Raw genomic sequence first — 13,276 nt, 5'->3', positions numbered from 1 at the left:
TAATCTCGTTCGGTGGGTTGCACCGGACGAAGGTCTGAAACCTTACTGAGATGGGCACGAATTCTATGTAGGACAAGTCGCCGTTTAGATGGGGATTACTCTCTCTCTTCACTTGTCTGACAAAGAGGGAAAACATTCTTACAGGATGAAACGGATTAGGCTGGCACACGGTATTTCAGACAAAAAAAAGCCTGCCCGGCGTTGGCCGGACAGGCTTGATGGAACCCGAGAGAACTACTCGTGATACTGCGCCGACAGCTCATGCACCGCGCGCAGGAACGCACCCGCATGTTCCGGATCGACTTCCGGCGTAATGCCATGACCCAGGTTGAACACGTGGCCGCTACCCTTGCCATAGCTGGCGAGGATCCGTCCGACTTCGGTACGAATGGCTTCCGGTTTGGCGTAGAGCACGGTCGGGTCCATGTTGCCTTGCAAGGCAACTTTGTCGCCAACGCGAGCCCGGGCATTGCCGATATCGCACGTCCAGTCCAGGCCCAGCGCATCAGCACCGGCATCAGCAATGCTTTCCAGCCACAGGCCGCCATTCTTGGTGAACAGGATGACCGGAACCTTGCGGCCTTCGTGTTCGCGGATCAGGCCGCTGACGATTTTGCGCATGTAGGCCAGGGAGAATTCCTGGTACGCCGCCGCCGACAGGTTGCCGCCCCACGTGTCGAAGATCTGCACCGCTTGCGCGCCAGCCATGATCTGGCCGTTGAGGTACGAGGTCACCGACTGCGCCAGCTTGTCCAGCAGCAGGTGCATGGCTTGCGGGTTGTCGTAGAGCATGGCTTTGGTCTTGCGGAAGTCTTTCGACGAGCCGCCTTCAACCATATAGGTGGCCAGGGTCCATGGGCTGCCGGAGAAACCGATCAGCGGTACACGACCGTTCAGTTCGCGGCGGATGGTGCTGACCGCGTCCATCACGTAACCGAGGTCTTTGTGCGGATCAGGAATCGGCAGGGCTTCGATGTCGGCCATCGTGCTGACGACTTTTTTGAAGCGCGGACCTTCACCGGTTTCGAAGTACAGGCCCTGGCCCATGGCGTCCGGGATGGTGAGGATGTCGGAGAACAGGATTGCCGCATCCAGTTGCGGATATCGGTCGAGCGGTTGCATGGTGACTTCGCAAGCGAACGCCGGGTTCATGCACAGGCTCATGAAGTCGCCGGCCTTGGCACGGCTGGCGCGGTATTCAGGCAAGTAGCGACCGGCCTGACGCATCATCCACACAGGGGTGACGTCTACAGGTTGCTTGAGCAGGGCGCGAAGGAAACGGTCGTTCTTCAGGGCAGTCATGTCGGCATCCGGAAAAAAAGTGCGGGCATTTTCTCAGAGCTCGACGCAAAAGGCACGGATGCAGGTCAGCCTTTTGTCTATCGGGTCAATTTGTCGCGGGTTACATCAACTAAATCTGCGTTGAATTTACCGGCCTCTTCGCGGGCAAGCCTCGCTCCTACAGGGTCATATTGCACCTGTAGGAGCGAGCGGTGCGGCGATCCGACTTGCCCGCGAAGGGAGCGACGCCGATCAAGCAGATTTAGACGCCCAGGTAGTCCAGGATCCCTTCAGCCGCATTGCGACCTTCGAAGATCGCCGTCACCACCAGGTCGGAACCGCGAACCATATCGCCACCGGCGAAGATTTTCGGGTTGCTGGTCTGGTGCTTGAACTGACCTTGTTCAGGCGCAACTACGCGGCCCTGGCTGTCGGTCTGGATGCTGAACTGCTCGAACCACGGCGCCGGGCTTGGACGGAAACCGAAAGCGATCACCACGGCGTCGGCCGGGATGATCTCTTCGGAGCCCGGGATCGGCTCGGGGCTGCGACGGCCACGGGCGTCCGGCTCGCCGAGACGAGTCTCGACCACCTTCACGCCTTCAACCTTGTCTTCACCCACGATGGCGATCGGCTGGCGGTTGTAGAGGAATTTCACGCCTTCTTCCTTGGCGTTCTTCACCTCTTTGCGCGAGCCAGGCATGTTCGCTTCGTCACGACGATACGCACAGGTCACCGACTTGGCGCCCTGGCGGATCGACGTACGGTTGCAGTCCATCGCCGTGTCGCCGCCGCCCAGTACCACAACCTTCTTGCCTTTCATGTCGACGAAATCTTCCGGCGACTTTTCAAAACCCAGGTTGCGGTTGACGTTGGCGATCAGGAAGTCGAGCGCGTCATGCACGCCCGGCAGGTCTTCACCGGCAAAGCCGCCCTTCATGTAGGTGTAGGTGCCCATGCCCATGAACACGGCATCGTATTCTTCGAGCAGTTGCTCGACGGACACGTCCTTGCCCACTTCGGTGTTCAGGCGGAACTCGATGCCCATGCCGGTGAAGACTTCGCGGCGATTGCTCAGCACGGTCTTTTCCAGCTTGAACTCCGGGATGCCGAAGGTCAGCAGACCGCCGATTTCCGGGTTCTTGTCGAACACCACCGGGGTCACGCCGCCGCGTACCAGCACGTCGGCACAACCGAGACCGGCCGGGCCTGCGCCGATGATCGCGACACGTTTGCCGGTCGGCTTGACCTTGGACATGTCCGGGCGCCAGCCCATGGCGAACGCGGTGTCGGTGATGTACTTCTCGACCGAACCGATGGTCACCGCGCCGAAGCCGTCGTTGAGGGTGCAGGCACCCTCGCACAGACGATCCTGCGGGCACACCCGGCCGCAGACTTCCGGCAGGGTGTTGGTCTGGTGTGACAGCTCGGCGGCCTGGAGGATGTTGCCCTCGGCCACCAGTTTCAGCCAGTTCGGAATGAAGTTGTGCACCGGGCACTTCCATTCGCAATACGGGTTACCGCAACCCAGGCAGCGGTGGGCCTGATCGGCCGAATGCTGGGGTTTGAAGGGTTCGTAGATCTCCACGAACTCTTTCTTGCGTTGACGCAACAGTTTCTTCTTCGGATCTTTGCGCCCGACGTCGATGAACTGGAAGTCGTTATTCAGACGTTCAGCCATTGTTAAAACCTCATCAAACTCTTCAGGCGCATATCACTGCGGGTTGGCACGGGTGCTGGAAAGCAACGTTTTCAAGCTGGCAGCCTTGGGCTTGACCAACCAGAAACGGCGCAGGTAGTCATCGAGGTTTTCTGCGAGTTCACGACCCCACTCGCTGTCGGTTTCCTCGACGTACTCGTTCAGCACGCGTTGCAGGTGGCTACGGTAGGCTTCCATCGCTTCGCCGCTGATCCGCTGGATTTCCACCAGTTCGTGGTTGACCCGGTCAACGAAGGTGTTGTCCTGGTCGAGCACGTAGGCGAAACCGCCGGTCATGCCCGAGCCGAAGTTGTAACCGGTTTTGCCCAGGACGCAGACGAAACCACCGGTCATGTACTCGCAGCAGTGATCGCCAGTGCCTTCCACCACGGTGTGAGCACCGGAGTTACGCACTGCGAAACGCTCGCCCGCAGTGCCGGCAGCGAACAACTTGCCGCCGGTGGCGCCGTACAGGCAGGTGTTGCCGATGATGGCACTGTCCTGCGTCTTGTAGGCGCTGCCCTTCGGCGGAACGATGACCAGTTTGCCACCGGTCATGCCTTTGCCGACGTAGTCGTTGGCATCGCCTTCCAGGTACATGTTCAAACCGCCGGCGTTCCACACACCGAAGCTCTGACCGGCCGTCCCTTTGAAGCGGAAGGTGATCGGCGCGTTCGCCATGCCTTGGTTGCCGTGCTTGCGCGCGATTTCACCGGAGATCCGCGCGCCGATCGAACGGTCGCAGTTGCAGATATCCAGCGCGAACTCGGCGCCGCTCATGTCGTTGATGGCCGAGGTGGCCATATCGATCATTTTCTCGGCCAGCAGGCCTTTGTCGAACGGCGGGTTGCGGTCGACCTGGCAGAACTGAGGCTTGTCTGCCGGGATGTGATCGCTGCCCAGCAACGGGGTCAGGTCCAGGTGGTTCTGCTTGGCGGTCTGGCCTTCGAGGACTTCCAGCAGATCGGTGCGACCGATCAGCTCTTCGAGGGAGCGCACGCCCAGCTTGGCCAGCCACTCACGGGTTTCTTCGGCGACGTAGGTGAAGAAATTCACCACCATGTCGACGGTGCCGATGTAGTGATCCTTGCGCAGCTTCTCGTTCTGAGTCGCGACGCCGGTGGCGCAGTTGTTCAGGTGGCAGATACGCAGGTATTTGCAACCCAGCGCGATCATTGGCGCGGTGCCGAAACCGAAGCTTTCAGCGCCGAGGATGGCCGCCTTGATCACGTCGAGGCCGGTTTTCAGGCCGCCGTCGGTCTGTACCCGGACTTTGCCGCGCAGGTCGTTGCCACGCAGGGTCTGGTGGGTTTCGGCCAGGCCGAGTTCCCACGGAGCGCCCGCGTATTTGATCGAGGTCAGCGGCGATGCGCCGGTGCCGCCGTCGTAGCCGGAGATGGTGATCAAGTCCGCGTAGGCCTTGGCCACACCGGCGGCGATGGTACCGACGCCCGCTTCTGCTACCAGTTTCACCGAGACCAGGGCCTTCGGGTTGACTTGTTTCAGGTCGAAAATCAGCTGCGACAAGTCTTCGATCGAATAGATGTCGTGGTGCGGTGGCGGAGAAATCAGGGTCACGCCCGGCACTGCGTAACGCAGCTTGGCGATCAGACCGTTGACCTTGCCGCCTGGCAGTTGACCGCCTTCGCCGGGCTTGGCGCCCTGGGCAACCTTGATCTGCAGCACCTCAGCGTTGACCAGGTATTCCGGGGTGACACCGAAACGGCCAGTCGCGACTTGCTTGATTTTCGAGCTCTTGATGGTGCCGTAGCGCGCCGGGTCTTCGCCGCCTTCGCCGGAGTTGGAACGCGCACCGAGGCGGTTCATGGCTTCGGCCAGGGCTTCGTGAGCTTCCGGCGACAGTGCGCCAAGCGAAATGCCGGCGGAGTCAAAGCGCTTGAGCACCGATTCCAGCGGTTCGATCTCGCTGATGTCCAGCGGCGTGGCCAGCGTCTTGACGTTGAACAGGTCGCGGATCATCGACACCGGACGGTTGTCCACCAGCGACGTGTATTCCTTGAACTTGCTGTAGTCGCCCTGCTGCACAGCGGCTTGCAGGGTGTTGACCACGTCCGGGTTGTAGGCGTGATATTCGCCACCGTGGACGAACTTCAGCAGACCGCCTTGCTGGATCGGCTTGCGCGGGCTCCAGGCTTCGGCGGCGAGGGCTTTCTGCTCGGCTTCGATGTCGACGAAACGTGCGCCCTTGATGCGGCTCGGCACGCCACGGAAGCTCAGGTCGCAGACTTCCTCGGACAGGCCGATCGCTTCGAACAGCTGTGCACCACGGTACGAGGCGATGGTCGAGATACCCATCTTCGACAGGATCTTCAGCAACCCTTTGGTGATGCCTTTGCGGTAGTTCTTGAACACCTCATAGAGGTCGCCCAGCACTTCACCGGTACGGATCAGGTCGCCCAGCACTTCATAAGCCAGGAACGGATAGACCGCCGAGGCGCCGAAGCCGATCAACACCGCAAAGTGGTGCGGGTCGCGTGCGGTGGCGGTTTCCACCAGGATGTTGGAGTCGCAACGCAGGCCTTTTTCGGTCAGGCGGTGGTGTACCGCGCCGGTGGCCAGGGAAGCGTGGATCGGCAACTTGCCCGGTGCAATGTGACGGTCGCTCAGGACGATCTGGGTGCGACCGGCGCGAACGGCTTCTTCAGCCTGATCGGCGACGTTGCGCACGGCAGCTTCGAGGCCGACGCTTTCGTCGTAGTTGAGGTCGATGATCGCGCGCTCGAAGCCCGGACGATCGAGGTTCATCAGCGAGCGCCACTTGGCCGGGGAAATGACCGGCGAGCTGAGGATTACGCGCGAGGCGTGTTCCGGCGACTCCTGGAAGATGTTGCGCTCGGCACCAAGGCAGATCTCCAGCGACATGACGATGGCTTCACGCAGCGGGTCGATCGGCGGGTTGGTCACCTGCGCGAACTGCTGGCGGAAATAGTCGTACGGCGTGCGCACGCGCTGGGACAGCACGGCCATCGGCGTATCGTCGCCCATGGAGCCAACGGCTTCGTAGCCTTGCTCGCCGAGCGGACGCAGCACCTGGTCGCGCTCTTCGAACGTGACCTGATACATCTTCATGTATTGCTTGAGCTGATCGACATCGTAGAACGCCGAACCGTGGTCGTTGTCTTCCATGGTCGCCTGGATGCGCAGGGCATTCTTGCGCAGCCATTGCTTGTATGGATGACGGGATTTCAGACGGTTGTCGATCGCGTCGGTGTCGAGGATCTGACCGGTCTCGGTGTCCACGGCAAAGATCTGGCCCGGGCCAACGCGGCCCTTGGCGATCACGTCTTCAGGCTGGTAGTTCCAGACACCGATTTCGGACGCCAGGGTGATGAAACCATTCTTGGTGGTGACCCAACGCGCCGGACGCAGACCGTTACGGTCGAGCAGGCACACCGCGTAACGACCGTCGGTCATTACCACGCCGGCCGGGCCGTCCCACGGCTCCATGTGCATCGAGTTGTATTCGTAGAACGCACGCAGGTCCGGGTCCATGGTTTCGACGTTCTGCCACGCAGGCGGAATGATCATCCGCACGCCACGGAACAGGTCGATGCCACCGGTGACCATCAGCTCGAGCATGTTGTCCATGCTGGAGGAGTCGGAACCGACGCGGTTCACCAGCGGGCCGAGTTCTTCCAGATCCATCAGATCGTTGGTGAACTTGGTGCGACGGGCCTGGGCCCAGTTGCGGTTGCCGGTGATGGTGTTGATCTCGCCGTTGTGGGCGAGGAAGCGGAATGGCTGGGCCAGCGGCCATTTCGGCAGGGTGTTGGTGGAAAAGCGCTGGTGGAACACGCAAATCGAGGTTTGCAGGCGCTGATCGCTGAGGTCTGGATAGAAGGCGGTCAAATCCGCCGGCATCATCAGGCCTTTGTAGATGATGGTCTTGTGCGAAAAGCTGCAGATGTAGTGATCGACGTCGGCGGCGTTGGCCACGGACGAGCGACGACGGGCGCTGAACAGCTTGATCGCCATGTCCTGATCGCTCAGGCCTTCACCGCCGATGTAGACCTGCTCGATCTGCGGCAGGCGCTCAAGGGCCAGGCGGCCGAGGACGCTGGTGTCGATCGGCACTTTGCGCCAGCCGACCAGGGTCAGGCCTTCGGCCAGGATCTCGCGGTTCATGTTCTCGCGAGCGGCTTCGGCTTTGACCGGGTCCTGGTTGAAGAAGACCATGCCCACCGCATATTGCTTGGGCAGTTCGACGCCGAAGGTTTCCTGGGCGATGGCTCGCAGGAACACGTCCGGCTTTTGAATCAGCAGACCGCAACCGTCACCGGTCTTGCCGTCGGCGTTGATCCCACCGCGGTGGGTCATGCAGGTCAGGGCCTCGATGGCCGTTTGCAAAAGGGTATGACTGGGCTCGCCCTGCATATGGGCTATCAGGCCGAAACCGCAGTTATCCTTGAATTCATCTGGTTGGTACAGACCTGCTTTCATAGACACTTTCTCACCAGGCTGCCTCTTATCGAGGCAAATTTCTTTTCAATTCAACCACTTACCATCCGCGCCGAACGTACGCCAGCTTTGCGGGGGCAAAAGGGAGGTCATTGTACACACCGACACAGAGGCTCACAAATTTGACGACGAAATGTCGCAAATCTATGTCGCATTTGTGAAAGGTTTAAAGCGATCTGCTGTGCTAGTCAAAACTTTTTTAATTTTGACTGCAACGACTCAAAGACTACTGTGACGCAGACACCACAAGGCACGCGGCCTGTAGAGGCGGCATGCGCTTGTAGAAATTTTGAGGTGCCGGGAGAGGCGGCCTGGGTAAGGCCGCCGAATCTTCAGCGAGTTGTTGCCAGTTCCTGTTGGACGCTGGCGACAGTGCGAGGCCAAGGTTTACCAGCCTGAACCTTCGCTGGCAAGGCCTTGATGGCGGTAACGGCTGCATCGCGGTTGGCGAAGTTACCGTAAGTGATGACGTAAAGCGGCTTGCCGTTGAGGACTTTCTTGAAATAACGGTACTCGCCGCCCTGCTCTTTCACGAAGTTTTGCGCGGTCGCCTCGGAGCTGGTGCCGAGGATCTGCACCACGTAGTTACCCGGAGCCTGACCGGCGTACCAGGTGCCGCCGGCAGCCTTGGCCGCAGCCGCTGGTTTCTCGGCAGGCTTGGCGGTTGCGACGGCCGCTGGCTTGGCTGGCGCAGGCGCTGGTGCCGGCTTCACTGCAGGCGCCGTCGGAACCGGCTTGGCCGTCGCGACCTGAGTCGGCGCTGGTGCAGGCGCAGGCGTAGGCTTGGCGGCTGGCGTCGGCGCAGGACCGGCCTGGATGCCCGCAGGAGGCGCGATGGTGGTTACGGTCGGCGGTGTAGCGCTGGAACCCTCTACCGGCACGCCATCGTCGCCCTCGGTGATGCCACCGGCGGCTTCAGCCAGCGGGCCACGCATGACCGGCTGCGAGTTGCCGACCAACGGCAATGGCATCGGTTGCGAATTACCGGCGAATTCCACGGCAGGTGCGCCGCCGCTGTTAGGTTGTGGCGTGCCCTGGCCGAGCGGCAGTTGCGCCTGTTCGTTGGCAGGTGCGCCGGTGGTCGGTGCTTTGCTGCGACCCGGCATCAACCAGGCGGCGGCTACCGCGACCACGACGACGGCGGAAATCGCCAATACGTGTTTCTTCGGCATGTTGAACCCCATACTTGGACGCTTGACCGCTGAGCGGCTGGCAATCATGGCTTCGATCATTGCATCGCGGGCAACCTGGTTGATGTTGCCAGGCCAGCCGTCGGAGCTTTCGTGAATATCAGAGATCTGTTCTGCGGTGAAAAGTTCGATACCCCGCCCAGCACCTTCGAGCCGCTGGTCCAGATATTCGCGGGTTTCTTCTTCGGTGTAAGGCTGCAGCTCGATGACGTGGAAGCGCTCTTCTTCAAGGCTCAGCGCCTCAAGTTGAGCGATCAGCGAGGATTCGCCGAACAGGAACACGTGCGGGCGGCCTTCCGGCGCACCGGCGGCCAGCTCCATCAAGGCTTCGAGCGCGGACTCGTCGAGCTGCTCGGCGTCGTCCACCAGCAAATAGACTTCCTGACCGGTCAGCGCGAGCTGCACGACCTGAGCCAGAATCGCGCCGGTCTCGGCCTCGGCAACGTTCAGCGCCTGAGCCACCTGACGCAGCACGCCCGCCGCATCACCGGCGCCACGGGCGGAAACCACCACGCTTTGAACGGACTGTTTATTGGTGCTGGCCACCAGAGCCTGACGCAACAGGGTCTTGCCACTGCCTTGCGGGCCGGTGACCACCAGCAGCAACTGGCTGTAACGGGCCAGGTGGTGCAGCTGACCCAGCACAGGTTTGCGCTGGGCCGGGAAGAATTTGAAGCCAGGCACCCGTGGAGCAAAAGGGTCATGACTCAACTGGTAATGGCCGAGGAAAGCCTCGTCGGCGTGCAAACTAGTCATCGGGATCTTATTAACCTTTAAGCTGAGCCAGGGCGCGGTAATCCGCTCCCAGCGTGGCCTGTAGAACCTCTTTCGGATAATCGTCGGTCACCACTGCTTCGCCCATGTGGCGCAGCAGCACCAGGCGCAAACGACCGTCGATCACTTTCTTGTCAATTGCCATATGTTCGAGAAAATCGGCTTCAGTCATCTCTTCAGGCGGGATGACCGGCAGGCCGGCACGCTGGAACAGGCGAATGCCGCGATCACGCTCTTGCTCACTGATCCAGCCCAGACGCGTGGACATTTCCAACGCCATTACCGTACCGGCAGCGACCGCTTCACCATGCAGCCAGACACCATAGCCCATGTGGGTTTCGATGGCGTGGCCGAACGTGTGGCCCAGGTTCAACGTGGCGCGAACGCCGGTTTCCTTTTCATCGGCGCCGACCACCGCTGCCTTCGCCGCGCAGGAGCGCTCGATGGCATAGGTCAGGGCGACCTGGTCCAGGGCGCGCAGGCGATCGACGTTTTCTTCGAGCCAGGTCAGGAAGGGCTCGTCGCAGATCAAGCCGTATTTGATGACTTCAGCAAGCCCGGCGGACAACTCGCGGGCCGGCAGGGTATTGAGGGAGGCGGTATCGATCAGCACCACGTTCGGCTGATAGAACGCGCCGACCATGTTTTTGCCCAGCGGATGATTGATCCCGGTCTTGCCGCCCACCGAGGAATCGACTTGCGACAACAGAGTGGTTGGAACCTGGATGAAATCGACGCCACGCTGGTAACAGGCGGCGGCAAAACCGGCCATGTCGCCAATCACGCCGCCACCGAGGGCGATCACGGTCGTGCGACGGTCGTGTCGTGCGGTCAGCAAGCCGTCGAAAATCAGTTGCAGGGTTTCCCAGGTCTTGAAGGCTTCGCCGTCGGGCAGCACCACGGAAATCACCGAATACTGTGCAAGGCTGCGGGTCAGACGTTCAAGATAGAGCGGCGCAACGGTTTCGTTGGAGATGATCGCCACTTGCCGTCCGCGAATATGCGGGGCCAGCAGCTCAGGCTGATCCAACAAACCTTCGCCAATATGAATCGGGTAGCTGCGCTCGCCTAGATCGACCTTGAGTGTCTGCATGTGTCCCCACAGTGAAGATGAAATCAGGCATCCCGCCTTGAGTTATCGAGTATCCAGGGCATCTGATGGTGTGACGCCGTTCGGTAGCCATCCGCCACAACCTTGAGCGGTCGTGGCAGGACGCCGAGGATAGCGCATTTCGCGCTGCGCTTTAACGGGGAGGCAGCTGCTGCAAGCGCTCGAGAATATCGAGCACCACCATACGCGGCGGCCGCTCATCCGTTTCAACCACCAGGTCGGCGATTTCCCGATAAAGCGGGTCGCGCAACTCCAGCAGATCCCGAAGGGTCTTGGCCGGGTCGGCAGTACGCAACAGTGGCCGATTGCGGTCGCGGGCAGTGCGGCCGACCTGCTGCTCCACGGAAGCGTGCAGATAAACCACCCGACCACCGGCACGCAGCGCCCGACGATTGGCTTCGCGCATGACTGCACCGCCGCCGGTCGCCAGCACCACGCCGTCGCAATCGCACAGCTCGGCAATCATCGCCTGCTCGCGGTCACGAAAGCCCGGTTCGCCTTCCTTATCGAAGATCCATGGGATATTGGCGCCCGTGCGCAATTCAATTTCCTTATCGGAATCTTTGAATGGCAGGCGCAGCTCTTTGGCCAGCAACCGGCCGATGGTGCTTTTTCCAGCCCCCATCGGTCCAACAAGAATCAAATTTCGCACAGAATCAATGACTCACAGCAATCGCCTGGTTGTTCATGATACGCGGAGTGAGAAATACCAGCAGCTCGGATTTTTTCTCCGAAACCACGTCACGCCGGAAAAGGCGGCCAAGATACGGCACATCGCCGAGAAATGGCACCTTATCTACAACCTTGCTCTGAGTATTTGAGAAAACGCCACCGATTACGATGGTCTCGCCGTCATTGACCAGGACCTTGGCGTTGACCTCGTTTTTCTTGATCGGCGGTACATCCTGGACCTTGTTCAGGTAGTCCGGTTCGTCCTTGGTGACCTTGACCTCCATGATGATCCGGTTGTCCGGGGTGATCTGCGGCGTCACTTCCAGCGACAGCGAGGCCTCTTTGAAGGACACCGATGTGGCGCCGCTGGAGCTGGCTTCCTGGTACGGGATCTCGGTACCTTTGAGGATTTTTGCGGTTTCCTTGTCGGACGTGACCACTTTGGGCTGTGAGACGATTTCGCCGTTGCCGGTCTTCTCCATGGCGGTCAGTTCAAGATCCAGCAGCACATTGTCGGTGATGAAGGCGATACCGAGCCCCGAGGTATTGGCGGCGGCGCCCATATCGACGAACGGCGAGTTGGTACTGGTGCTGCCAGGCGTGCCGATGGTCGACGAAGCATCGGCGCCGTTGCTGACCCCGGACGTGTTCCAGTTGCCCTTGTTCTGCAACGAACCACCCCAGCGCACGCCGAGGCTTTTGTCGTAGTCGACGTTGGCTTCGACGATTCGCGCCTCGATCATCACCTGACGCACCGGGATGTCCAGTTGCGCGACGATCCGGCGAAGTTCGTCGAGGCGATCCTGGGTCTGATAGGCAATGATGTTGTTGGTCCGGTCATCGACAGTGATCGAACCCCGCTCATCCACTTTCGCCTCGGCACTGGTCACCGACGTGAACAGCTTGGCGATATCCGCCGCCTTGGCGTAATTGACCTGCAGCAGCTCACGACGCAATGGCGCCAGATCGGCAATCTGCTTCTGCGATTCCAGCTCCTGACGTTCGCGCGCGGCAATCTCGTCGGCCGGCGCCACCAGCAACACGTTGCCGATCTTGCGCTTGTCCAGCCCCTTGGTTTTCAGCACCAGGTCCAGCGCCTGATCCCATGGCACGTTTTGCAGACGCAAGGTGATGCCGCCCTGCACCGTGTCGCTGGCCACCAGATTGAGGTTGGTGAAATCGGCGATCAGTTGCAGCACCGAGCGCACGTCAATGTCCTGGAAGTTCAGCGAGAGCTTTTCACCGGTGTAGGCAAAACGTTCGGCGTTGCGCTTTTGCAGGTCATCGACGGTCATCGGGCGAATGCTGACGGTGAGCTTGTTGTCGGTCTGGTAGGTCGAGTAATCGAAGGCGCCGCTGGGCTCGATGCTGATGGTCGCCCGATCACCGGTGGCACTGGCGTTGACGAACTGCACCGGCGTGGCGAAATCCTTGACGTCCAGGCGCACTCGCAGAGGTTCTGGTAATTGGGTTCTGGAAAAATTAAGGACGATTTTGCCATCGCGCTCCTGAATGTCCGGGGCGATGAAAGGGTCCGACAGGTCGATGACCACGTTGCCTTCGCCCTGGGTTCCACGCTGGAAATCCACGCCGCGAATGGCCTTGCTCGCCGGCGCATAAGCCTTGGCCGGCGCCGCAGTTGCCGTGGCGACCCGCGAAGGCCTGGCGGCAGGCGCGGCAGCGTTACTGCCTCCCCGCCCGACCACAACGAACAGGTTGTTGCCTTCGACCCGTGCGGTGTACGGGGTCAATTGAGTCAGGTTGATGATCAGCCGCGTGCGGTCCTTGGCTTCCACCACCGTGGCGCTGCGGGCGTTGCCGCCGCCAAGATCACGGGTCTTGCTCGCCAACTGGCTGACCACGCCAGGCAGATCCAGCGCAATCCGCGCAGGCTGCTCCGTCGTGTAACCGTGGGGCGCCGGCGGCGCGCCATCGAATGACAACTTCAACTCGACGCGGTCTCCCGGCAGCGCGGCAACATCCAGCGCCTTGAGGTTGGCCGCTTGTACCATCGGCGACAGCAACGCTATCCATAGCGAAATACCGAAGGTTGCGAAAATCCTGTTCATT

7 protein-coding genes are annotated in these 13,276 nt (G+C 60.7%); all 7 read right to left on the bottom strand.

Annotation, left to right across the window (positions count from 1 at the left end):
• Window positions 1-234: 234 nt before the first annotated feature.
• The gene (gene hemE / locus KGA82_RS11520) at window positions 235-1,302 is read right to left on the bottom strand and encodes a uroporphyrinogen decarboxylase (RefSeq protein ID WP_008025187.1); all 1,068 of its coding nucleotides are present in this window, start codon (window positions 1,300-1,302) and stop codon (window positions 235-237) included.
• Between the two features lie 241 nt (window positions 1,303-1,543).
• A complete protein-coding gene (locus KGA82_RS11515; RefSeq protein WP_192226859.1) occupies window positions 1,544-2,962 on the bottom strand; it encodes an FAD-dependent oxidoreductase in 1,419 nt (472 codons plus the stop codon).
• Between the two features lie 33 nt (window positions 2,963-2,995).
• Window positions 2,996-7,441, bottom strand: a complete 4,446-nt coding sequence (gene gltB, locus KGA82_RS11510) for a glutamate synthase large subunit (protein WP_008025189.1) — start codon at window positions 7,439-7,441, stop codon at window positions 2,996-2,998.
• Window positions 7,442-7,791: 350 nt separating this feature from the next.
• Window positions 7,792-9,405, bottom strand: coding sequence for an AAA family ATPase (locus KGA82_RS11505; protein ID WP_223414669.1), 1,614 nt, complete (start codon window positions 9,403-9,405; stop codon window positions 7,792-7,794).
• 10 nt (window positions 9,406-9,415) lie between these two features.
• Entirely contained in the window at window positions 9,416-10,516 is a 1,101-nt protein-coding gene (gene aroB / locus KGA82_RS11500; protein ID WP_008041853.1) for a 3-dehydroquinate synthase, read from the bottom strand.
• 151 nt (window positions 10,517-10,667) lie between these two features.
• Window positions 10,668-11,186, bottom strand: a complete 519-nt coding sequence (gene aroK / locus KGA82_RS11495) for a shikimate kinase AroK (protein ID WP_032828585.1) — start codon at window positions 11,184-11,186, stop codon at window positions 10,668-10,670.
• A 4-nt stretch (window positions 11,187-11,190) separates the two neighbouring features.
• A complete protein-coding gene (gene pilQ, locus KGA82_RS11490) occupies window positions 11,191-13,275 on the bottom strand; it encodes a type IV pilus secretin PilQ (RefSeq protein WP_223450384.1) in 2,085 nt (694 codons plus the stop codon).
• Window position 13,276: the final 1 nt, after the last annotated feature.

The sequence above is a fragment of the Pseudomonas sp. BF-RE-22 genome (assembly GCF_019956155.1).
Lineage (GTDB): Bacteria > Pseudomonadota > Gammaproteobacteria > Pseudomonadales > Pseudomonadaceae > Aquipseudomonas > Aquipseudomonas migulae.
This window is presented reverse-complemented; position numbering and strand designations above follow the sequence as displayed.

Excerpts from the sequence above, each read along its gene's own strand:
- aroB (WP_008041853.1), bottom strand. The coding sequence starts at position 10,516 with ATGCAGACACTCAAGGTCGATCTAGGCGAGCGCAGCTACCCGATTCAT.
- gltB (WP_008025189.1), bottom strand. The coding sequence starts at position 7,441 with ATGAAAGCAGGTCTGTACCAACCAGATGAATTCAAGGATAACTGCGGT.
- KGA82_RS11515 (WP_192226859.1), bottom strand. The coding sequence starts at position 2,962 with ATGGCTGAACGTCTGAATAACGACTTCCAGTTCATCGACGTCGGGCGC.
- pilQ (WP_223450384.1), bottom strand. The coding sequence starts at position 13,275 with ATGAACAGGATTTTCGCAACCTTCGGTATTTCGCTATGGATAGCGTTG.
- hemE (WP_008025187.1), bottom strand. The coding sequence starts at position 1,302 with ATGACTGCCCTGAAGAACGACCGTTTCCTTCGCGCCCTGCTCAAGCAA.
- KGA82_RS11505 (WP_223414669.1), bottom strand. The coding sequence starts at position 9,405 with ATGACTAGTTTGCACGCCGACGAGGCTTTCCTCGGCCATTACCAGTTG.